General features: G+C 70.3%; 18 protein-coding genes. 8 read left to right on the forward strand and 10 right to left on the reverse strand.

All coding sequences use genetic code 11. The annotated features are described in order from the left end of the window. Nucleotides 1-25 precede the first annotated feature (25 nt). On the forward strand, nucleotides 26-1,123 hold the full coding sequence (locus tag ACZ6YV_RS19385) for an alpha/beta hydrolase family protein (protein ID WP_465510902.1): 1,098 nt from the start codon (nucleotides 26-28) through the stop codon (nucleotides 1,121-1,123). Here ACZ6YV_RS19385 and ACZ6YV_RS19390 read toward each other — a convergent pair. After that, nucleotides 1,075-1,680, reverse strand: a complete 606-nt coding sequence (locus tag ACZ6YV_RS19390; protein ID WP_465510903.1) for a TetR/AcrR family transcriptional regulator — start codon at nucleotides 1,678-1,680, stop codon at nucleotides 1,075-1,077. The two genes, ACZ6YV_RS19385 and ACZ6YV_RS19390, sit on opposite strands and share 49 nt — an antisense overlap. A gap of 60 nt (nucleotides 1,681-1,740) precedes the next feature. Between ACZ6YV_RS19390 and ACZ6YV_RS19395 the strand changes: the two genes are divergently transcribed. Continuing rightward, nucleotides 1,741-2,166 (forward strand): SgcJ/EcaC family oxidoreductase, encoded by a 426-nt coding sequence (locus ACZ6YV_RS19395; protein ID WP_465510904.1) that lies wholly within the window; start codon nucleotides 1,741-1,743, stop codon nucleotides 2,164-2,166. A 28-nt stretch (nucleotides 2,167-2,194) separates the two neighbouring features. Next, a complete protein-coding gene (locus tag ACZ6YV_RS19400; protein WP_465510905.1) occupies nucleotides 2,195-3,106 on the forward strand; it encodes a hypothetical protein in 912 nt (303 codons plus the stop codon). Between the two features lie 8 nt (nucleotides 3,107-3,114). Here ACZ6YV_RS19400 and ACZ6YV_RS19405 read toward each other — a convergent pair whose 3' ends face one another. From ACZ6YV_RS19405 to ACZ6YV_RS19415, 3 genes are read right to left on the reverse strand one after another with little or no spacing between them, the layout of a single operon-like run. Next, nucleotides 3,115-5,808, reverse strand: a complete 2,694-nt coding sequence (locus ACZ6YV_RS19405; protein ID WP_465510906.1) for a bifunctional acetate--CoA ligase family protein/GNAT family N-acetyltransferase — start codon at nucleotides 5,806-5,808, stop codon at nucleotides 3,115-3,117. Nucleotide 5,809: 1 nt separating this feature from the next. Then, a complete protein-coding gene (locus ACZ6YV_RS19410; RefSeq protein ID WP_465510907.1) occupies nucleotides 5,810-6,982 on the reverse strand; it encodes an acetoin utilization protein AcuC in 1,173 nt (390 codons plus the stop codon). Nucleotides 6,983-7,038: 56 nt separating this feature from the next. Then, a complete protein-coding gene (locus ACZ6YV_RS19415; protein WP_465510908.1) occupies nucleotides 7,039-7,887 on the reverse strand; it encodes a sulfurtransferase in 849 nt (282 codons plus the stop codon). 108 nt (nucleotides 7,888-7,995) lie between these two features. On the opposite strand from ACZ6YV_RS19415, the gene ACZ6YV_RS19420 reads away from it, so the two are divergent. The 3 genes from ACZ6YV_RS19420 to galE all read left to right on the forward strand — a co-directional run bounded on the left by ACZ6YV_RS19420 (nucleotide 7,996) and on the right by galE (nucleotide 10,970). Then, complete coding sequence (locus ACZ6YV_RS19420) at nucleotides 7,996-8,715, forward strand: metal-dependent transcriptional regulator (protein WP_465510909.1); 720 nt, start codon at nucleotides 7,996-7,998, stop codon at nucleotides 8,713-8,715. Next, complete coding sequence (galK, locus tag ACZ6YV_RS19425) at nucleotides 8,712-9,893, forward strand: galactokinase (protein ID WP_465510910.1); 1,182 nt, start codon at nucleotides 8,712-8,714, stop codon at nucleotides 9,891-9,893. The genes ACZ6YV_RS19420 and galK overlap by 4 nt, the downstream gene beginning before the upstream one ends. Before the next feature lie 123 nt (nucleotides 9,894-10,016). Beyond that, nucleotides 10,017-10,970, forward strand: a complete 954-nt coding sequence (galE, locus tag ACZ6YV_RS19430; RefSeq protein ID WP_465511029.1) for a UDP-glucose 4-epimerase GalE — start codon at nucleotides 10,017-10,019, stop codon at nucleotides 10,968-10,970. Here the strand turns inward: galE and ACZ6YV_RS19435 are convergent. From ACZ6YV_RS19435 to ACZ6YV_RS19445, 3 genes are all read right to left on the reverse strand, one after another. Continuing rightward, nucleotides 10,945-12,009, reverse strand: coding sequence for a DUF4192 domain-containing protein (locus ACZ6YV_RS19435; protein WP_465510911.1), 1,065 nt, complete (start codon nucleotides 12,007-12,009; stop codon nucleotides 10,945-10,947). The genes galE and ACZ6YV_RS19435 overlap by 26 nt on opposite strands. Before the next feature lie 148 nt (nucleotides 12,010-12,157). Further along, nucleotides 12,158-13,012, reverse strand: coding sequence for a M23 family metallopeptidase (locus ACZ6YV_RS19440; protein ID WP_378240474.1), 855 nt, complete (start codon nucleotides 13,010-13,012; stop codon nucleotides 12,158-12,160). A 154-nt stretch (nucleotides 13,013-13,166) separates the two neighbouring features. Continuing rightward, a complete protein-coding gene (locus ACZ6YV_RS19445) occupies nucleotides 13,167-14,978 on the reverse strand; it encodes a Xaa-Pro dipeptidyl-peptidase (protein ID WP_465510912.1) in 1,812 nt (603 codons plus the stop codon). Between the two features lie 82 nt (nucleotides 14,979-15,060). Here ACZ6YV_RS19445 and ACZ6YV_RS19450 point away from each other — a divergent pair, with 82 nt between their 5' ends. Further along, entirely contained in the window at nucleotides 15,061-16,626 is a 1,566-nt protein-coding gene (locus tag ACZ6YV_RS19450) for a DUF4139 domain-containing protein (RefSeq protein ID WP_465510913.1), read from the forward strand. 81 nt (nucleotides 16,627-16,707) lie between these two features. Here ACZ6YV_RS19450 and ACZ6YV_RS19455 read toward each other — a convergent pair whose 3' ends face one another. The 3 genes from ACZ6YV_RS19455 to ACZ6YV_RS19465 are packed head-to-tail and all read right to left on the reverse strand — an operon-like array spanning nucleotide 16,708 to nucleotide 18,598. After that, nucleotides 16,708-17,139 (reverse strand): CBS domain-containing protein, encoded by a 432-nt coding sequence (locus ACZ6YV_RS19455; RefSeq protein WP_378240471.1) that lies wholly within the window; start codon nucleotides 17,137-17,139, stop codon nucleotides 16,708-16,710. Between the two features lie 47 nt (nucleotides 17,140-17,186). Further along, a complete protein-coding gene (locus tag ACZ6YV_RS19460; protein WP_465510914.1) occupies nucleotides 17,187-17,669 on the reverse strand; it encodes a hypothetical protein in 483 nt (160 codons plus the stop codon). Continuing rightward, nucleotides 17,666-18,598, reverse strand: a complete 933-nt coding sequence (locus ACZ6YV_RS19465) for a neutral zinc metallopeptidase (RefSeq protein WP_465510915.1) — start codon at nucleotides 18,596-18,598, stop codon at nucleotides 17,666-17,668. The genes ACZ6YV_RS19460 and ACZ6YV_RS19465 overlap by 4 nt, the downstream gene beginning before the upstream one ends. Before the next feature lie 118 nt (nucleotides 18,599-18,716). Between ACZ6YV_RS19465 and ACZ6YV_RS19470 the strand changes: the two genes are divergently transcribed. Continuing rightward, complete coding sequence (locus ACZ6YV_RS19470; RefSeq protein ID WP_465510916.1) at nucleotides 18,717-20,723, forward strand: prolyl oligopeptidase family serine peptidase; 2,007 nt, start codon at nucleotides 18,717-18,719, stop codon at nucleotides 20,721-20,723.

A 20,723-nucleotide genomic window follows, 5' to 3' on the forward strand; every position in this document is an offset into this window, starting at 1 on the left:
CGGCCCGCTCCCTACGTTCGGTGCCATGAAACGAACTACGCACCGGATCGGCGTGCTGGCCACGGCTCTCGCCTTGCCCGCCGCTCTCATCGCCCCGGCGGCGTCGGCGGCACCCGTCCGCTTGAGCCTTCCCGCGCCGACAGGCCCCTACGCCGTCGGCGCCACCGACCTCCACCTGATCGACCGCTCCCGCCAGGACCCGTGGGTTCCCGACGTCACCCGGGAACTCATGGTCACCGTGCGGTATCCGGCCCCGCCGAGCGGGAAACCGAAGGCGCCGTACATGGCGCCGGGCGTCGCGAAGACGGTGGCCGAGGGCGACGCCGTCAAACTGGGGATGCCCGCGGATCAGCTCGACTACCGCTTCCCCACCCATTCCCGGAGCGGTGCGCCCGCGCTCGGCGGCAAGCGACCGGTCGTGCTGTATTCGCCCGGCGGCACCTTGTCCCGTTCCCACGGCACCACGCTGCAGGAACAGCTCGCGAGCGAGGGCTACGTCGTCGTGGCCATCGACCACACCTACGAGGCGGAGGCCGTCGAGTTCCCCGGCGGCCGTGTCGCGAAGAAGGCCCTGCCGCCGTCGAGCATCGAGGTGTCGAAGCGCGTGATCGAGACCCGCGTCCAGGACACGCGATTCGTCCTTGACACGCTCGGCCTGTCCCAGGTCGGCATGTTCGGTCACTCCGCCGGCGGGTTCACCGCGGGCGAGACGATGGTGACCGACCGGCGCGTCGTCGCCGGGGCGGATCTCGACGGCAGCATGGCGCACTCGCAGTCGCAGCGGATCTTCGGCCGCGTCGCCGACGAGGGCCTCGACCGGCCGTTCCTGCTGATGAGCGCGGGTGACCACAGTGCCGCGTCGGACGCGTCCTGGCAGGAGTTCCAGCGCAACCAGCGCGGCTGGACCGGTGAAACACGGCTGCCGGACGGCGAGCATTTCAGCTTCACCGACTACCAGACTTTGTTGCCGCAACTGGGCAACGCCCCGGCCGCGTTCATCGGCACCATCGATCCGGTGCGGAGCGTCGCCACGCAGCGCGCTCGGCTCTCGGCGTTCTTCCGCGAGAACCTGCGTCAGCGAAGCAGTGACGCGACCAGTGTGTCCTTGAGCCACGCCTCGTAGTCGTCGTGACTCCACCCGGCCTCGGCGACGAGGCTGGTGTGGACGTCGGCGCTCATCAGGGCGATGGCGATGTCCGCGGCCTTGGGCACCACGGAGCGGCCGCCGTCCCGGACCAGGTCGATGACCATCTCGACGCCCAGCCGGTTGCGGCGCGCGCCTTCCGCCTGTGTCGCGGCGATGTCCGGATCGACGGCGGCACCGGAACTCAGCATCGTGACGATGTCGCCGCAGCGTTCCCGGACCTGCCGGGCGACCGTGGCCAGCAGTCCGAGCAACGCGACCTGGTCTTCGGTTCGCGACGCCTCGGCGACGAGGTCGGGAATCCCGGCTTCGTCGTCGAGGAGGTCGACGAGTCCGCCCAGGACGCCGGCCTTCGAGCCGAAGTGGGCGTAGATGGTCTGCGGGGACACCCCCGCCTCCTGGGCGATGAGGCGGATCGGGGTCCGCGCGTAGCCACGATCGGCGAACAGCCCGCGCGCCGCGGTCAGGATCGTGCGCAGCGTCAGCGCCTCGCGGCGGTCGCGCAACCGGACGATGCCGGGAAGGTCCGCGGGCATGTATGCTCCTCGAAAGTTGGAACATTGTTCTAAGTAATGGATCGATGTTACAGGAGGGCGATGACCACCGAAGAGATCATCACCGCGCTGGAACGCGCCTGGAACGCCGGTGACGGTGAGGCGTGGGCCGCGAACTTCGCCGAGGACGTGGATTTCGTCGACGTCGTCGGCCGGATCCAGCGCGGCCGGGTGACCATCGCGCGGGAGAGCCAGAAGATCTTCGACACCATCTACCGCGGCAGCACCCTGGAAATCCGCCAGGTGTCGAGCCGTCCGCTCGGCGGCGGGATCGACCTCGTGCACACCGAGACAGTGATGTCCATCCCGGCGGGTCCCCTCGCCGGGGAGCAACGCGCGGTGCAGACGATGCTCGTCCAAGACGAGCGGGTCGTCGCGTTCCACAACACCATCCGGGGCGACATCGCGGCGTTCACCGGCCACGACGCGGATCTAGCCGCCCGCGCACCCCAAGGGTGGGATTCCTGACCGGCGCCGTTCCGGGCAGGCTGGCGGCGTGACGCGCCTGAGGAAGCACTGGCTCTGGCCGCTCGTGATCAGCGTGCTCGCCCTCGGCGCCTTCGCCGGGCTCGGCCTGGTGACCCGAGCGGTGCTCGGCTCGCGAGGCAACCGGACGCTGGCGGGCACCGCCGAGTTCGGGGTGTGGTCGGTGCTGATCGGGGCGTCGGCGGTGCTGTTCGCCTTCCTGTTCGGACACTCGGTCCAGCTGACGACCTGGCGCCGTCACGCCGGTGTCGCGGTGTGGAAACCGGCGCTGGCGTACGGGATCTTCGCGGTGACCTTGTTCGCGTTCCAGTGGAAGACCGGTTCGCCGATCGGGGATCTCAAGCCTGCGACGGCGATCGGAATCTCGCGGACCCTGCTCGCCCTCGGCCTGATCGCGGCGGCGCCCGCGGTGCTGGGGCTGTGGCTCAACCACACCCGCCTGCGCCGCATCTCGCGAGTACTCGACGGCGAGGAACGAGAGCAGGCGTCCGACTTCCTCGGCGAACTCCTCGAATGCAGGCGTGCCAACGGGATCTGCCTCACGGTGCTGGCGCTCACCGTGTCCACGGCGGTCATCGACGCCGGCGCCCAGCGCCGGGCATTCCTCGCGACAGGCACCCCGAAGGAGGCCTTCCCGCCGGAGAGCGTGCTGCTCTACGGCGCGCTGTTCACCGGGATCTCGCTACTGCTCTACGTTCCGGTGTTCCTCGCGTGGAAGACCCGGTGCCTGCGGCTGGTCGACGAGATCTACCCGCTGCCGCCCGACGCTCGGCCCACCGAAGACTGGCTCGCCGGACGCGCCCGGTTGACGCAGCTTCTCGGCACCGACACGACGGTGGGCAAGACCGTCACAGCGGCGTTCGGGATTCTCGCGCCGCTGGCCGTGAGCGTGCTCGCCGTGGTGCTCCCTGGTCTCAAATAAGGCCGGTCTCAAGTAGGGGCGTTGATGGGCCGCAGCCGTCGCGGGCCGGTGTCGGGGCGGGACGGCGGCGGGCCCAGCACGATCCGGGCGTTGGCGACGAAAGCACCGTCCGGCGAGGCCAGGATCGGGTCGAGCGTCATCGAACGGACCTCGGGGTTGTCCTCGGCGAGCGCGGCGACGCGCAGCACCATGTCTTGGAGCGCGGCCAGATCCGCCGGTTCGTCGCCGCGGTACCCGGTGAGCAGCGGCGACGTCCGAGGTTCGCGCAGCAGCGTGGCGGCGTCGACGTCGGTGAGCGGGACGGCCCGATAGGCCCGGTCCCCCAGCAGCGTGCTGACCAGCCCGGAGAGTCCGAACGACACGAGCGAGCCGAACGACGGGTCATCCTGCAGCCCGATCACGCACGACAGGCCCTTGGGCGCCATCCGCTGGACGTAGACCTCGTCGTCGCCGGAGATCTCCCGCAGATCGAGGTACGCCCGGCGCACCCCGTCCGCGGAGGACAGGTCGAGCCGCACCCCGGCGAGGTCCGGCCTGCCTCGCAGCCGCTCGTCGACGGCCTTGAGGGTGACCGGGAATCCCAGGTCCTCGGCCGCTTTCACCGCTTCGCCCGCCGACGTCACGACCTGGAACGGGACGACGTCGATGCCGTAGCAGCCCAGGAGCCGGACCACGTCATCGTCGGAGAGCAGTGTCGTCTTGCCGTCCTCGGCTGCCAGCAGTTCGCTGACGATGACCTGCGCCTGTTCGGCGTGCAGTCCTGCAGGCCTAACCAGATTGCCCTGCGGCCGCTGTCGCCAGGCGGCGTAGCGCACGACCCGCGCGAGCGCGTTCACCGCGCGTTCGGGGCTGGGGTACGACGGGACCGAACCCCGCGTCGGCACGCCGTCCTCGGACAGCACCGCCAGCTCGTCCGGCACGCCCTCGACGGCGAGGAAGGTCGACACGATCGGCTTGTTCTTGTCCATCTCGACGACGGCCTCGCGCAACGCGCGGGCGTAGGCGGTGCCCGGGATCGCGAGCGGGGGCACGAAGACCACGACGAGCGCGTCGGTCTCCGGGGAGTTGAGGGCTTCGCGCACGGCGGCGGCGAACTCCTCCGGGCCCGCCTGCGGCCCGACGTCGACCGGGTCGGAAGTCAGCCGAAGGCCGTGCGCCCGCGCGGTGTCGGCGGCGAGCAAACCGATGGCGCTGGAGTTGCCCACGATGGCGATCCGCGGCCCGGCGGGCAGCGGCTGATGGGCGAAGACCAGCGCGGTGTCGAAGAGTTGCGCGAGCGTGTCGACGCGGACGACGCCCGCCTGCTCGAACAGGGCCTGGACGCTGGACTCGTCGACCTCCGCCGAGGTCGCGGCGAGCTGCGGGCGGACAGCGTGCCTGCCGGATTTCACCGCCACCACCGGTTTCGTCCGCGCCAGCCGCCGGGCGAGCCGCGCGAACTTGCGCGGATTGCCGAACGATTCCAGGTACAGCAGGACGAGGTCGGTCGCCGGATCGGTCTCCCAGTACTGGAGCAGGTCGTTGCCGGAGACGTCGGCCCGGTTGCCCGCCGAGACGAACGTCGAAAGCCCGAGGCCGCGCGCTTCGGCGTCGGCGAGGATCGCCGTGCCCAGCGCACCGGACTGGCAGAAGAACCCGGTGCGGCCGCGGGCGGGCAGGCGGGGCGCGAGGGTGGCGTTGAGCCGGACGGAGGCGTCGGTGTTGAGCACGCCCAGCGCGTTCGGGCCGACGACACGCATGCCGTGTGCCCTGGCCTCCCCGACCAGTCGCAGTTCGGCGTGCAGCCCGTGCGGCCCGGCCTCGGCGAACCCGCCCGAGACGATCAGCAGGGTTTTGACCCCCTTGGCCAGCGCACCGTCCAAAACGGACTCGACGGCCTCGGCGGGCACGGCGACCAGTGCGAGGTCGACGTCCTCGGGAATGTCCACGACGGACGGATAGGCGCGGACACCGCGGACGGACTTGTGCTCGGGATTGACCGGGTAGACGGTGCCGGCGAAATCCGCGCTCAGCAGATTCGTGAGGGCGACGTAGCCGATCTTCGTCGGATCGGTGGACGCGCCGATCACCGCGACCGACTTCGGATGCAGCAGGTTGTGCACGCTGCGCGCCTCGGCTGCCTGCTCCCGTGACCGGGCGACCGCGAGGGACTCCTCGGTCGGGTCGATGTCGAATTCCAGGTGCAGCACGCCTTCTTCGATCTCGCGGCTGACCTGGTAACCCGCGTCGCGGAACACGCGGACCATCGCCGCGTTCTCGGCGAGCACTTCGGCGACGAAGCGGCGCAGCCCGGATTCCGAAGCGGCGGCGGCCAGGTGCTCCAGCAGGATCGACCCGAGTCCGCGGCCCTGGTGGGCGTCGTCGACGACGAACGCGACCTCGGCCGACGGCCCTTGGTCGAGCCGTTCGTAGCGGCCGACCGCGACGATGTCGTCGCCCAGCAGCGCGACGAAAGCGACCCTGTCGTGGTGGTCGACGACGGAGAACCGTTCGAGGTCCCGCTGCGGGATCCGCGGATAGGCGCCGAAGTACCGGAAGTACCGGGTGCGTTCGGACAACCGGCCGTGGAAGGCGACGAGCCCGTCGGCGTCGCTGGGGATCACCGGGCGCAGGTGCACCGTGCCGCCGTCGGAGAGCAGGACGTCGGCTTCCCACTCGCGCGGGAAGTCGTACGGGTCGCGCTTGGTGTCCTCACTGGCCATGTCAGTCCCTCGGATCGTCCGGATCGAGGCCGTGCAGCGGGAAGATCGCGCGGCGGGTGTCGCGGATGGCGATGTCGACCGGCTCGTCCGCCCCGTCCCCCCACGGGACGAAGGCGGTGTCGCGGTCGTCGGACATGCCGGGCGGGATCTCGGCTTTCGGTGCCGCCCGGGAAATCGACGCGACCCAGTTCGGCGGCAGGGCCGTCGCCGGGTCGACGTCGCGGTCGAGCACGGTGGCGAGCAGATGCGTCCAGGACCGCGGCACCACCCGGATCAGCTGGTAGCCCCCGCCGCCCACGGTGATCCAGCGGCCACCGGCGTGCATTTCGGACAGTTCCCGCAGCCGCCGGTAGATGGCGCGATGACCGTCCACGGAAAGCGAGAGATCCGCCAGCGGGTCTTCCTCGTGCGAATCGACGCCGCATTGGGTGACGAGGATCTGCGGCTGGAACTGCTCCAGCAGCGACGGCACCACCGCCTCGAACGCCCGCAGCCAGCCGCCGTCGCGGGTGCCCGGCGGCAGCGGCAAATTGACCGCGGTGCCCTCGGCGCCGCCCTTGCCGATCTCGGCCGAGTACCCCGTGCCCGGCCACAGCGTGAACGGGTGCTGGTGCAGGGAAACGGTCAGCACCCGGGGATCGTCGTAGAACGCCGTCTGCACGCCGTCGCCGTGGTGGACGTCGGTGTCGACGTAGGCGACGCGGTCGAAGCCGTGGTCCAGCAGCCACGAGATCGCCACCGAGCAGTCGTTGTAGACGCAGAAGCCCGACGCCTTGCCCGGCATCGCGTGGTGCAGCCCGCCGGCGATGTTCACCGCCCGGGTCGCCTCGCCGTCGGCGATCTTGCGCGCGGCCAGCAGCGTCGAACCGACGACCAGCGCCGAAGCCTCGTGCATGCCGGTGAACACCGGGTTGTCCTCGGTGCCGAGCCCGTGCGCGAGATCGGCACCGGTCATCGGCGCCTGCCGGACGGCCTCGACGTACTCGTCCAGATGCACCCGGCGCAGCTCGTCTTCGCCCGCCGGGCCGGGGACGAGCAGTTCGACCCCGTCGAGCACGCCGAGTTCGGTGGCGAGCCGGATGGTCAGTTCGAGCCGCACCGGGTTGAACGGATGCTCGCCGCCGAGGTCGTAACCCAGCAGCGAGGAGTCCCATACGACGGCCGGTGCTCGCATGGCACGGACTCTAGTGCCCGGAAGCGGCTCGTGCCCCGTCCCGGACGGCCCGCGGGTCAGCCGGGCAGGTCTCCCGTGGCCACCGGGCGCTCCGGATCGCGGGACCAGTGCGACCACGAACCCGCGTACAGCGCCGCGGGCACCGGATGACCGGCGACCTCGAGCGCGAGCACGACGGACGAGGCGGTGACACCAGATCCACAGTAGACACCGACCGGTGCCTCAGGCGTCACGCCGAATCCTTCGAACCGCTCGGCCAGTTCGGAGGCGTCGCGCCAGCGGCCGTCCTCCGCGAGATGCCCGGAGAAGGGCGCGTTGACCGCGCCGGGGATGTGCCCGGCGCGCGGGTCGATCGGCTCGGTCTCCCCCGAGTACCTCGGCTTCGCCCGGGCGTCGAAGAGCAGCCCGTCCCTGGCGAGCGTGGCGGCCTCGGCCGCGTCCAGCACCGGCATGCCGCCGGGCTCGACGACGACGTCCCCTTCCTCGGGCGAGGGGATCTCGCCGGTGAGCGGGCGATTTTCCTCGGCCCAGGCGGCGAACCCGCCGTCCAGCACGGCGACCTCGGTGTGGCCCGCCCAGCGCAGCAGCCACCACGCGCGGGCCGCGACCGACCCGTCGGAGTCGTCGTAGACCACGACCGGGTGACCTGCGCGCACGCCCGCCGCCCGCAGATGCCGCTGCAGCGTCCCCGGTTCGGGCAGCGGGTGACGTCCGCCGTCACCCGGCTCCCCGGCGAGCGCCGTGTCGAGGTCGACGTACACCGCGCCCGGGAGATGCGCCTCACGATAGGAATCGGAGCCGGGCGGCCCGGCGAGCCGCCAGCGGACATCGAGGACTACGGAGCGTGCCGAATCCGGGCCGGAGAGCTGCGCGGCGAGTTCGCTGGTGGTGATCATGGGGCGCATGGGCCCATCTTCCCGTGACTCACCGCTCCCCGCCCAGCTTGGGGGACTTTTCCCGCCACGGCGCTTGTTGTCCCCACGCCTGCGTCGCTGTCAGTGCCAGCGACTACGATGAGCAACGCGGACGAAGGGGACAGCGTGAACGATCTCATCGACACCACAGAGATGTACTTGCGTACGATCTACGAGCTCGAAGAAGAGGGTGTCGTCCCGCTGCGGGCCCGGATCGCGGAGCGACTGCAGCAGAGCGGCCCCACCGTGAGCCAGACCGTCGCCAGGATGGAACGCGACGGGCTGGTCGTGGTCGCGGACGACAGGCACCTGCAACTGACCGAACACGGTCGCGAGCTCGCCATCGCGGTCATGCGCAAGCACCGGCTGGCCGAGCGCCTCCTGGTCGATGTCATCGGCCTGGAATGGGAGCACGTCCACAACGAGGCTTGCCGCTGGGAACACGTGATGAGCGAGGCCGTCGAGCGCAAGCTGGTCAAGCTGCTCGACCACCCCACCACCTCGCCCTACGGCAACCCGATCCCGGGGCTGGACAAGCTCGGCGACGGCGATCCCGCCCCGCCGGCCGAAGCCGACCTCGTGCGGCTCGACGAATTCGCCCGCATGGGTGGCGGCGAAGTCGAGATCCGCCGTATCGCCGAGCACGTGCAGCTGGACGAGACGCTGATGACGGAGCTCAAGTCGGTCGGCATCGTGCCCGGCAGCCGGGTCAAGGTCGGCAAGGCGGCGCCCGGCGGGACCATCGAGGTCACCGGCGGGAACAACACCGCGCAGGTGGCCACCTCGGCGCTGCACGCCGTGCTGGCGCAGGCCAGGTGAGCGCCGCGTCCGACGCCGCGGCGACGTTCCGGACCCTCCACGGCCGGGCTCCGGCCGGGGTCTGGTCCGCGCCGGGCCGGGTGAACCTGATCGGTGAGCACACCGACTACAACGACGGTTTCGTGCTGCCGTTCGCCCTCCCGCACCGGCTCGCCGCGGCGGCGAGCCCGCGCGAGGACGGTGTCCTCACCGTGGCCACGCTCGGCTCGGACGGCCGGGTCCAGGAATCGGGACCGCTCACCATCGGCGACCTGAAGCCCGGCTCGGTCGAGGGGTGGGCCGCGTACCCGGCGGGGGTCGCCTGGGTGCTGCGTGATCAGGGCCTCGGTAACGGCGCGGACGTGGCGATCGCGGGGGACGTGCCCTCGGGGGCTGGCCTGTCCTCCTCCCACGCGCTCGAATGCGCCGTCGCGCTCGCCCTCCTCGGCCTGGCGGGCATCACTCCGGGTTCCGGCGCGGGTTCGCCGGGTCTGCACGAAGTGGCCCGCTGGGTGCAGCGTTCGGAAAACGACTTCGTCGGGGCGCCGACTGGCCTGCTCGATCAGACCGCGTCCCTGTGCTGCATGGAATCGAAGGTGCTGTTCCTTGATGTCCGCTCCGGCGAGATGGAACAGGTGCCGTTCCCGCTGGAGGAATCCGGCGTCCGGATCCTGATCATGGACACCCGCACAAAACACTCGCACGCCGAGGGCGGCTACGGCGAACGCCGGAGGGGCTGTGAGCGCGCCGCGGAGCGGCTGGAGGTGAAAGCGCTGCGGGACATCGGCGTCGACGGGCTGGACGCCGCGCTCGCCAAGCTGCCGGGAGACCTCGTTCCGCTGGTGCGCCACGTGGTGACAGAGAACCAGCGGGTCCTCGACACCGTGGACCTGCTGCGCGCCGGCCGGATCACCGAGATCGGCCCTCAGCTGGACGCCTCGCACATCAGCATGCGCGACGACTACCGGATCTCCACCCGTGAACTCGACCTCGCCGTCGATTCCGCGCGCGAAGCCGGGGCTCTCGGTGCGCGGATGACCGGCGGCGGCTTCGGCGGTTCGGCGATCGCACTGGTCCGCGAGTCCGATGTGGACACTGTCGGACGAGCGGTGAAGGCCGCGTACGAGGCGGCGGATCTGCGCCATCCGAGGCTGTTCACCGCGGTGCCGTCGCGCGGCGCCGGCCGCGACGAGCTGTAGCGCCCGCCGGCGGAAGACCCCCGGGCGAGCCGGGTGCCCGGGGGCGAGGACACTGGGCCGCGACCGCATCCGCAGCAGAAAGGCGCGAACGTGACCGACGAACCGACCAAGACCCTGAAGCTGATGGTGACGGGCGGAGCCGGTTATGTGGGCAGCGTCTGCGCGGCCCGCCTCATCGAGGCCGGGCACGACGTCACGGTGGTCGACGACCTCTCCACCGGGCACGCCGACGCGGTGCACCCGGACGCCACCTTCATCGAGGGTGACGCCGCCGATGTCGCCCGGCGTGTTCTCGGCGACGGTTTCGACGGTGTGCTCCACTTCGCCGCCAAGTCTCTTGTCGGCGAGTCGATGACGGATCCGGCGAAGTACTGGGAAGGCAACGTCCTGACCTCGCTTCGCCTGCTGGAAGCGATGCGCGACCACGGCACGAAGCGACTGGTGTTCTCCTCCACCGCGGCCACCTACGGCGAACCCGAGTCCTCCCCCATCCCGGAGACGGCGCCGACGCAGCCGACCAACACCTACGGCGCGACGAAGCTGGCCATCGACCACGCGATCACGTCGTTCTCGCGCGCCCACGGCATCGCCGCCGTCAGCCTGCGCTACTTCAACGTCGCCGGCGCCTACGGCACCTTCGGCGAGCGGCACACCACCGAAACCCATCTGATCCCCCTCGTGCTCCAGGTCGCCACCGGGGACCGCGAGCGGATCCAGATCTTCGGTGACGACTACCCGACCGCGGACGGCACCGCCATCCGCGACTACATCCATGTGGTCGACCTCGCCGACGCGCACCTGCTGGCCCTGCGCCACGCGGCCGACGGCGAGCACCGCATCTACAACCTCGGCAGCGGCACCGGTTTCTCGGTGCTCGAGGTGATCGAGGCGTGCCGCCGCACCACCGGTCACGAGATCCCCGCCGCGGTCGCGCCGCGCCGGACGGGCGACCCGTCGGTGCTGGTGGCCTCCAGCGAGCGCGCCGGTGGCGAACTCGGCTGGAAGCCCGAGCGCACCGACCTCGACGGCATCGTGGCCGACGCCTGGGCGTTCACTCAGTCCCGCCAGACGGTCTGAGGCTGAGCGCGGGCGGCTCGTCCGCCCGCTGCTTCAGCACGATCCCGGCCACTTCGGACGGGGCCAGCATCCCGTCCAAGGCGGCTGTCAGCAGCCCGGCCATCCTGTGTTCCGGGTCGACTTCGCGGGCCCTGGCCAGCGCCATACCGGCGACGGCCAGGTCACCGCGGGCGTAGGCGGCGTGCGCCTTCAAGCACAGTGCCTCGGCCGATTCCGGTTCGGGTAGCTCACGGGCGAGGCGGAGCCAGAGACCTTCCGCGGCCCTGGCCAGCGGCGAGCCGACCGGAGCGGCGGTGAGCAGGCAGGCGTCCCGGACCTCGACGAGGGAAAGCGCCCACGCCAGCCGGACGGCCTGGTCGTCGGTGATCGCCTCATCGCCCCGATCGACGCGGGCCAGTGCGGCGTTGACCTCGGCGAGTCCTGCCTCGACGCGGTCGTCGTTTCCCCAGGGCGGGTCGGCCAGCCTGGTCAGGAGGTCGGCACGGCGCGCGAGCGTTTCCACCGGGCCGGCGTCGAACAGCCGCTCCACGTCCGCCCTGCTCTCGCGGGCGATGTGGCCTTCGCTGGTCGCGACCGCGGCGATCACCGACTCACGAGGGTCGGGCAGGAGACCGCCGCAGTCCCTGTCGCGGTAGCACCGCCACCGCGCGCCCTCGGTGATGGACGGTGCCCAAAGCGGGTGCAGCACGGGAATGCCGTACTCGGCGAGCGCGGCTTCCAGCCGCCGGACGAAGCGGCGGCGCGGCGGCCGCCCGGCCGGATTCGGGGAACCGCCGCCGACGACGGCCACCGTGGCACCGGTGTGCGCGGTCAAGGCGAGCCTGGTCGCGAGGTCGAGCGCCTGATCCAGCTCCACGCCGGGCGGCGGGAGATCCACGCGCAGGGTGAGGCCCTGTCGTTTGCGGTCCGGCCCTCGCTGCCCGAACACGATGACGGAGTTCTCGGGGTGGAACCCGAGGATGTACGGGATCGCGGCGAGCAGGTCCGCCGGATCCTTCAGATCGACCTTGGTCCTGCCGGTCGGGGTGGTTGTGGTCATGCCCCCACCCTGCGGCGGAATGGGGCCGCCGGGTGGGGGCATGGCAGATCTGTGGACAGCCGGGACCGTTGTGCACAACCGCCACCGGGACCCGAGCAGGGGACGCCGATTGTCGGTGGGGTGGTCTACTGTGCCCGGCCCCGCGGGGTCAGTCGCAGTGCTCGAACGGGCTCTCGTAGACGTTCGACCCGACCGAGCCGCCCCACTTGACGCAGGTGGACGCGGCCGTCTTCTTCACAGGCCCGGCGTAGTAGGTGAAGCTGCCGGAATCGGTCGTGCGAGCCGCGCCCTGGACTTCGAGGAAGGCCGACACCGGCGACGCGGTGCCGAGCGAAACCGCCTTCAACGTGGTCGCGCAGTTGGACTTGGTCGAAGAGTTGTAGAGCAGGTACGCCGTGCCGGAGCCCCCGGCGAGCGCCTGCGAGTCGACCACCGAGAAGCCGCTGCCGCACACCTCGGTGGCCTCGTACGGGTTGCCGCCGCACGAGTTCTTGCTGGTGAAGTTGGTGTGGGCGTAGTAAGGCACCGCGACGCCGTTCAGCTTCGCCTTCTGGGCCACGCCGTTGAGCCGCTCTTCGAAGTGCAGGTGCGGACCGCTCACCCCGCCGGTCGCCCCGGCCGTGCCGAGCTGCTTGCCGAGACTGACGGCCTGGCCGACCGACACCGACTGCGCCGAAAGGTGCGCGTACCGGGTGGTCCAGCCGCCGCCGTGATCGACCTCGACCCAGCGCCCGTAGCTCGTGCTGCCTTCGTTGGCGACCCGGCTGACGGTGCCGCCCGCCGCGGCCACCACCGGCATCCCGGTGATCCCCGACTTCTGGAAGTCGACCGAGTTCGCCGGGCTGTGCCCGCTGAACGTGGCGGCCGTGACCGTGACACCGCATTTGAACGGGACTTGGAAGTTCGGGGCGGCCGACGCCTGCGTCGTGCCGGCGAGAGTCAGGCCGAGCGCGGGGACGACGGCCGCCGCGGCGAGCACTGCGAAGCGGCGCAACCTGGACATGGGACCTCCATCGGGTGGGGAAGCCGGACCCGTCGAAGCAAAGACGGAGGAAATACATTTTCCATACAAGCGCGAGGTCCGGTCGGCGTTTTCCGACCGGAAACGCCGAATGCCACGTCCCGGGCGGGGGCGTGGCATTCGGGGTGGTCCGGACTCAGCCGAAGGCGGCGCGCAGCGCGGGCTTGCCTCCCGCCACCGGAAGCACCAGCGAAGTCCGGTTCAGCTCGACCGAGAGACCGGCGCCGGGCTTCGGCCGGAGCGTGTAGTCGTGGTCGCTGGAGGCCACCAGGAACTCGATCTTGTGCCCTGCCGCGAGCAGGTAGTCCTTCGCGACCAGTTCCACCTCGACCTTATAGCTCTCACCAGGGGTGATCGGCTCGGTCTTGGCGTGGTCACGCCGGTTCTGCGGGTCGGTCCAGCCGCGGGTGATCACCTTCGCCGTCCCGTCCGGGGCGCGGTCGAGAAGCACCGCCGTCACGTTCGCGGCCGGCTTGTCGAAGGACACCGAAAGGTCGGTCTTCGCGGTGCCGGAGAGGCGAACGGGCTGCTTCGCCGCAGTGGTCGAATACAGCAGCCTGTTGCCCGACGAGGCCGCGTTGGCGAGCTGCGCGACGGTCTTGCTCGCGTCGTCGGCCAGCTTTTCGACGGTGGCCTTGCCCGGAACGGGGTTACGCGTGTCGAGCGTGCCCTTCGAGGAGCCACCGGGCCACGGGTAGAGCTTCACGTCCTGGGCGCCGGGCAGCGGCCACTCCGGCTCGTCCACCCACGACTTGTCCTCGCGCTGGATGGTGGCCTTCGGCTCGCGCTCGATGCCGTTGTCGATGCCGTAGAGGTAGTGCGACATCCACTTGTTCAGCGTGGCGAGCCAGACGTCGCGGCGGAGGCTCATCGGGTCGGCGTGCCCGGCCTGGTGCAGCCAGATCTTGTGCTCGACACCGTGTGCCTTGAGCATTTCGTACCACCGGGTGCCCTGGTCGGTCTTGACGTTCCAGTCACCGAGGCCGTGCACCACGAGCACCGAGGCCCGCACCTTGCTCACGTCGTTGCGGTAGTTCCGCACGTCCCAGAAGCGGCTGTAGTCCCCGGTCACCCGGTCCTGGTCGACGGCGATCTTGTCGATCAGCGGACGGCAGACGGCGCGATCCTGGCGCGTGTAGACGTAGTCCGCGAGCACGTCCGCGTCTTCGCCCTGGTAACCGCCCGCCGCGACGACGGCGCCGTCGTTGCGGTAGTAGTCGTACCAGCTGGAGATCGCCGCGATCGGGACGATCGTCTCCAGTCCCTTGACGCCGGTGCTGGCCACCGCGTTGGGCAGCGTCCCGTTGTAGGAGACGCCCATCATGCCGGTCTTGCCGGTGCTCCAGTCCGCGACCGCGGCCTTGCCCGCCGCGTCCCGTGCCGCCGCGCGGCCGTTCACCCAGTCCACAATGGACCTGGCGCCGATGGTCTCGTTGACGTCACCGGTGCTCGGGCAGCCGGTGGACTGGCCGCTGCCGAGCGACTCCCCGTACACCACGGCGAAACCGCGGGCGATGAAGTAGTTCTGGTAGCCCCAGTTGATCGGCGCCGCGCTCGGGCCGACGGTCTTCGTCGCGATCCGCGGCCCCGCGGGGGCACGCTTGGCGCCCGGCACGTACAGCTCCACGTCGACGTTGTGGTTCGCGACGTCGTTGCCGCCCGCGTAGTACGGGCTGGCCTGGTAGACGACCGGGACCTTCATGCCCTGCTGGGTGGCGCGGGGACGCACCACCTCCGCGTGCACGAGGTCGTCCTTGCCGTCATGGTCGCTGTCGACCGGCGCGGTGACCCACACGTTCTCCCGGATGACGTCCGCCGGGTCGAACACCGGTTGCGCCTGGCCGTCCTTGAAAACCGGCGCCGGTGGAGCGTCGGCTTGAGCGGGCAAAGCCGTCGCCGGAAGGACCAGGACAGCGGTGAACAAAGCGGCGAGCCTGGCGACTCTCACAGGACCCCCAAAGGCGGGCGGGCAAGACCCAGCTGAGGTTTCCGGCCCCCCGAACGGGTGTCAAGAGACTAACGTCGGAGGCATGCCCAGCACCGTGGAAGCACCGATCGTCGCCGTCACCGTCTATCCGCACCATGCCCGGATCACGAGGCGGGCATCGGCACGTCTCGACGGCGAAACGCGCTTCGCCTTCGCGGGCCTGCCGTGGAATCTGGACACTGATTCGGTCCGGGTCACCGGTTCCGGCCCGGCGGTCATCGCCGGGGTCGACGTCGCCGTCGAGCGCCATCCCGCGCCCGCCGACGCTTCCCTGCGCACGCTGACCGAACAGCGTCGGGCCGATCAGGCCGTGGTCGACGAGGTTGCGGACGCCGTCTCGGCGGAGACCGCTAAGGTCGACCTGCTGACGGGGTTGGCGACGCGCAGCGGCAAGAGCTTCGCGAAGGCGCTCGCGGCAGGCACGGCGGAACCGCCCCGGGTCGCGGAAGTCACCGACGCTCTCGGCACCCAACTGGCCGAGGCGCTGGGGAAACGCCGCGAACTCGGCATCCGCCTCGCCCGGCTCCGTGACGACCTCAAGGCGCTGGACCGGGAAATCGAAGCGAAGCAAGGCATGTCCGAAGTGGACAGCGCGACGGTCACGGTCGAGCTGGAAAGCCAGGAGGACGGCGCGGAAATCGGTCTCGAGCTGTCCTATGTGGTCGCGAACGCCAGCTGGGAGCCGGGGTACGACGTTCGCGTGCGCGGGGAAGACGTCGCGGTGACCTGGTACGGGCGGATCACCCAGCACACCGGCGAGGACTGGCCCGAATGCGAACTGGCCCTCTCCACCGCGCGACCGGCGAACACCGTGGAGGTGCCGGAGCTCGAACCGTGGTTCCTCGACCGCGTGCGACCGGTCCAGCCGTTGATGGCGCGCGCCCCTTACGGCAGCGCGTCGCCCGCGGGCGGCGGGATCCCGGAGGCGGTGGGCATGGTGGCACCCGGCGCGCCCGCGATGGTGGCGCGGACCGCGTCCGTCGAACAGGGCACCACCGCGGTCACCTACCGGCCGGGCCGTCCGGTGGCGGTGCCGTCAGGAGCACAGGGCCACCGCACGACGCTCGCGCAGCTCGACCTGACGGCGAAACTGGGCTACATCACCGCTCCGGCGGCGTCACCGGAGGCGTTCTTGCGGGCGACCGTAGTCAACACCTCGGAGCACACGCTGCGGCCGGGGAAGGCGTCGGTGTTCCACGAGACGGAGTTCGTCGGCACCACGCGGCTCGACGTCTGGGCGCCGGGTGAGGAACTCGAACTCGCCCTCGGCGTGGACGACCGGATCCGGGTCGAACGGGAACTCGCGCACCGCACGGCGAGCAAGGCGACGCTGTCCGGCGTCCGCAAGCGGGAGGCCGCCTACACCACCACGATCGTCAACCACAGCCCGCGCGAGGCCGTCGTGACCGTGCTGGACCAGGCGCCGGTCTCCCGGGACGACGCGATCACGGTCCGCGACGTCCGCACCGTGCCGGATCCGGTGGAGCGGACCGAGCTGGGTGAGTTCACCTGGCGGCTGACGCTCGCTCCGGGCGCGAAGGGCGTCGTGACGCTCGGGTACCGGGTGGACGTCGCGAAGGGTGTCGAGTTGTCGGGGTGGCGCGAGTAGCCGTTGGGGAACGCTATGAAAGGTCCTTTCCTTGCAAATTTTGCAAGGAAAGGACCTTTCATAGCACTTGCCGGAGCCGGATCAGCCCTGCGAGATGTACGCCTCCAGCTGTTCCTGACTCTTCTCCAGCTGTTCCATCCGCGTCTTCACGACGTCACCGATGCTCACGATCCCCGCGAGCCTGCCGTCCACCAGGACCGGGACGTGCCGGATCCGGCGTTCGGTCATGAGGACCGACAGCTGATCGACCGAGTCCTCGGGGGTGCAGCTGGCGACCAGCTTCGTCATGATCCCGGCCACCGATCCGTCGAGTAGCTGGGGTCCGCGCTCGTTGAGCCGGCGCACCACGTCCCGTTCGGAGACGATCCCGACGATCTCGCCCTCGGCGTCGACGACCACCAGGGCACCGACGTTGTGCTCCGCGAGTCTCTCGAGCAGATCGGTGACGTTCGTCTCCGGCGAGACGGTCGCGACGGCCGCCCCCTTGTTCCGCAACAGATCGGAAATCCGCATACGCGCTCCTCCCGGATGGGTGACCTGAGTCACTCCAGGTTATGGCCTCACCGGCCCGCGCGAAAGTCCGGAGAGTCCGATTCGATACCCAGCCTGGTGGCGAGCGCGTCGTACGCCTCGATGATCCCGAGGCCGTAGGGGTCGTCGCCGAGCGCGCCGAGGGTGCCCCGCCCGAGCTCCCACTGGGCCTTCGCGGCCTCGTGATCACCTAGTTTGCGGTAATCCTCGGCGAGGTTCAGGTGCAGCGACGGGTAGAACCCGCGCACGGCCAAGGTCGCGTGGTACTCCTTGGCGCGTTCGTCGGTGAGCGAATCCGCCGCCGCGAGCGCGCGGAGATCCCAGCCGAGTTCATCGGCCGGGTCGTCGCAGACGTCGGCCATGTAGTGCGCGAGCGCGCACCGGTGCAGCGGGTCGCCTTCCTCGCCGATCCGTTCCCACAGCGTCGCGAACTTCTCCCGCGCGCCCGCCCGGCCACCGGAGATGTGCAGCTGGAGGCCGATGTTGATCTCGGCCATCACCTCGTCGCTCATTTGACGTCCGCGGCCGGCGCCGCCCAGGTGTTGCACGCCGACGTCGTCTTCCCGGAGAACCCGGCCTTCGCCCATTTCAGCTGGTTACGACGGCTGCCGTGGGTGTCGCTGTCGTCCGCGCGGCCGTAGTCCTCCAGCGCCGCGCCCGCCAGTGACCTGCTGATCGACCCGCGTCCGGCGGCGGCGGCGAGGGCGAGGGCGCCGAAGCAGTTCGCCTGCAGTTCGATGCGGCGGACGAGTTGCTTGTCGGCAGGCGAGTCTTCGTCCGGCGACGACATCTTCTCCGCGGCCGCAGACAGGATCCCGCTGGAGCGCTGGACGTGGTGCCCGTACTCGTGGGCCATCGTCGCGAGGTGACGGGACCGTTCGAGGCCCGCGTCGCTCAGCATCCACTGGGTCGGCGCGTAGATCGTGGTGTCGCCGCCGCAGTAGTAGGCGACGGCTTCGTCCTCGCTCGGCGCTTTCCCGCAGGCGCTGGTCTCGGGCAGGGTGACCTGCACGGTCACCGTCGATGTGGGCTCGTTCGCCTGGTCAAGGGCGGGTTTCCAGGCTTCGGCGAGACAGGAGGCGAAGGTCTTGTAGTAGGTCTCCAGCTTCGCGGGGTCACGGCTGATCGCCGGCAGGCGGCAGGTGACCGCGCCGAGGGCGATCCCTTCGGCCAGCAGCGGGTTCGTCTCCAGTTCCCGCACCTCCTTGGGCGCGGGTTTCGCGGTCCCGGCCGGTGCCTTCGCCCCTTCCGAGGTGAACGTGCCGGACGCCGGGAGTGCGTGGCCGTCGATCTTCCGCGGCCCTCCCGCCATCGCCATCCCGGTGGCGGTCAAGGCGACGACGATGAGCAGACCGACCACGGCGGCGCCGGTGTTACGGGGGCTTTCAGGACGAGGCGGAGCGGGCGCGAAGGGTCCGGGTACCCCGTCGGTGCCGGTCATGGTGTCCCCCAAATGTGCGAGCTCCCAGCATACGGAGCAGGGGTGGCCCAGGCGAAGACACGCGCCGTAAACGGACACCTGGTGGCGCCGGGACGCGGGCCCCGGCGAGACTGTCGGCATGAGCGACGAGGACCCGTACCTGTGGTTGGAAGACGTGACCGGCGAAAAGGCGCTGGACTGGGTGCGAGCCCGCAATGCCGAGGCTCTGGAGGCGCTGTCCACCGGCGAGCGGTTCGCCGGGATCCGTGACGAGGTCCGCGAGGTCCTCGACGCCGACAACCGGATCCCGTACGTCCGGCGCCGGGGCGAATACCTGTACAACTTCTGGCAGGACTCGGCCCATCCCCGCGGCCTGTGGCGCCGCACCACCCTCGAGCAGTACCGGCTCGACACGCCGGAGTGGGAACTCCTGCTCGACGTCGACGCGCTGGCCGAGGCCGACGGCGAGAACTGGGTGTGGCAGGGCGCGGCCGTCCTCCGTCCGGGCTATCACCGGGCGCTGGTCGAACTGTCGCGGGGCGGCGCCGACGCGACCGTGGTCCGCGAGTACGACCTCGACGAGCGCCGCTTCGTCGAAGACGGGTTCTTCGTACCCGAAGCCAAGACCCGGATCGGCTGGATCGACCGCGACCGCGTCTACATCGGCACCGACTTCGGCACCGGGACACTGACCAGCTCGGGCTATCCGAGGCTGGCGAAGGAATGGCGGCGCGGCACCCCGCTCGAAGAGGCGACGGTGGTCTTCGAGGGCAAGCCGGACGACGTGTCGGTGTCCGCCCACCATGACCCGACCGAGGGCTGGGAACGCGACTTCGTCTACCGGTCGATCGACTTCTATCGCACGGAGCGGTACCTCCGGACGCCAGGCGGCCTGGAGCGGATCGAGGTCCCCGAAGACGCGCAGACGTCCTCACACCGCGAGTGGCTGCTGATCCGGCTTCGCTCGGACTGGACCGTCGAAGGCACGACGTACCCCTCCGGCACCCTGCTCGCCTCCGGGTTCGACGCGTTCATGGCGGGTGAGCGCACCTTCACGACCCTCTTCACGCCGGACGCGCACACGTCCCTGGAGTACTGGGCGTGGACGCACAACCACCTGCTGCTCTCGACGCTGTCCGACGTCCGGACGGAACTGCGCGTGCTCACGCCGTCGGACGGCTGGACCTCCCAGCCGCTCGCCGGCGCCCCGGAACTGGGCACGGCGCAGATCATCGGCACCGATCCCGACGTCAGCGACGAGTACCTGCTCGATTCCAGCGGGTACACGCAGCCGTCGACGCTGACGTATGGACACATCGGCGGCGACGTCGAGGTCCTCAAACGCGCTCCCTCGTTCTTCGACAGCGAAGGGATGACGGTCTCGCAGTACTTCGCGACGTCCGAAGACGGCACGAAGATCCCGTACTTCGTCGTACGTCCCTCCGGCTCTGAGGGCGGACCGACGCTGCTGACCGGCTACGGCGGCTTCGAGGTCTCGCTGACCCCCAGCTACAGCGGCGTGATCGGCCGCGGCTGGCTGTCACGCGGGGGCACGTACGTCGTCGCGAACATCCGCGGCGGCGGCGAATACGGACCGGACTGGCACACCTCGGTGACCAAAGCGAAGCGATACAAGGTCTACGAGGACTTCGCGGCCGTCGCCGCCGACCTCGTCGAGCGCGGCATCAGCGAGCCTTCCCGCCTCGGGATCCAGGGCGGCAGCAACGGCGGACTGCTGATGGGGGTCATGCTCACGCGCTACCCGCACCTGTTCGGCGCGATCGTCAGCCAGGTGCCGCTGCTGGACATGAAGCGGTATCACAAGCTCCTCGCGGGAGCGTCGTGGATGGCCGAGTACGGCGACCCCGACGACCCGGCGGAATGGGACTTCATCGGGAAGTACTCGCCATATCAGAACGTCCGGAGCGGGGCCGGGTATCCGCCGGTCCTGTTCGTCACCTCCACCAGGGACGACCGGGTGCATCCCGCGCACGCGCGCAAAATGGTCGCGCGGATGCTGGAACAGGGCCACGACGTGCGCTACCACGAGAACATCGAAGGCGGGCACGGCGCGGCGGCCGACAACGAGCAGCTGGCGTTCAAATGGGCGCTGATGCTGGAATTCCTGTGGGAGAAGCTCGCCTGA

The organism is Amycolatopsis sp. NPDC102522 (genome assembly GCF_055584485.1).

Excerpts from the sequence above, each read along its gene's own strand:
- ACZ6YV_RS19405 (WP_465510906.1), bottom strand. The coding sequence starts at position 5,808 with ATGGCCAGTGAGGACACCAAGCGCGACCCGTACGACTTCCCGCGCGAG.
- ACZ6YV_RS19435 (WP_465510911.1), bottom strand. The coding sequence starts at position 12,009 with ATGACCACAACCACCCCGACCGGCAGGACCAAGGTCGATCTGAAGGAT.
- ACZ6YV_RS19395 (WP_465510904.1), top strand. The coding sequence starts at position 1,741 with ATGACCACCGAAGAGATCATCACCGCGCTGGAACGCGCCTGGAACGCC.
- ACZ6YV_RS19390 (WP_465510903.1), bottom strand. The coding sequence starts at position 1,680 with ATGCCCGCGGACCTTCCCGGCATCGTCCGGTTGCGCGACCGCCGCGAG.
- galE (WP_465511029.1), top strand. The coding sequence starts at position 10,017 with ATGGTGACGGGCGGAGCCGGTTATGTGGGCAGCGTCTGCGCGGCCCGC.
- ACZ6YV_RS19420 (WP_465510909.1), top strand. The coding sequence starts at position 7,996 with ATGAGCAACGCGGACGAAGGGGACAGCGTGAACGATCTCATCGACACC.
- ACZ6YV_RS19440 (WP_378240474.1), bottom strand. The coding sequence starts at position 13,012 with ATGTCCAGGTTGCGCCGCTTCGCAGTGCTCGCCGCGGCGGCCGTCGTC.
- ACZ6YV_RS19410 (WP_465510907.1), bottom strand. The coding sequence starts at position 6,982 with ATGCGAGCACCGGCCGTCGTATGGGACTCCTCGCTGCTGGGTTACGAC.
- ACZ6YV_RS19415 (WP_465510908.1), bottom strand. The coding sequence starts at position 7,887 with ATGCGCCCCATGATCACCACCAGCGAACTCGCCGCGCAGCTCTCCGGC.
- ACZ6YV_RS19470 (WP_465510916.1), top strand. The coding sequence starts at position 18,717 with ATGAGCGACGAGGACCCGTACCTGTGGTTGGAAGACGTGACCGGCGAA.
- ACZ6YV_RS19455 (WP_378240471.1), bottom strand. The coding sequence starts at position 17,139 with ATGCGGATTTCCGATCTGTTGCGGAACAAGGGGGCGGCCGTCGCGACC.
- ACZ6YV_RS19450 (WP_465510913.1), top strand. The coding sequence starts at position 15,061 with ATGCCCAGCACCGTGGAAGCACCGATCGTCGCCGTCACCGTCTATCCG.
- ACZ6YV_RS19385 (WP_465510902.1), top strand. The coding sequence starts at position 26 with ATGAAACGAACTACGCACCGGATCGGCGTGCTGGCCACGGCTCTCGCC.
- ACZ6YV_RS19465 (WP_465510915.1), bottom strand. The coding sequence starts at position 18,598 with ATGACCGGCACCGACGGGGTACCCGGACCCTTCGCGCCCGCTCCGCCT.
- ACZ6YV_RS19460 (WP_465510914.1), bottom strand. The coding sequence starts at position 17,669 with ATGAGCGACGAGGTGATGGCCGAGATCAACATCGGCCTCCAGCTGCAC.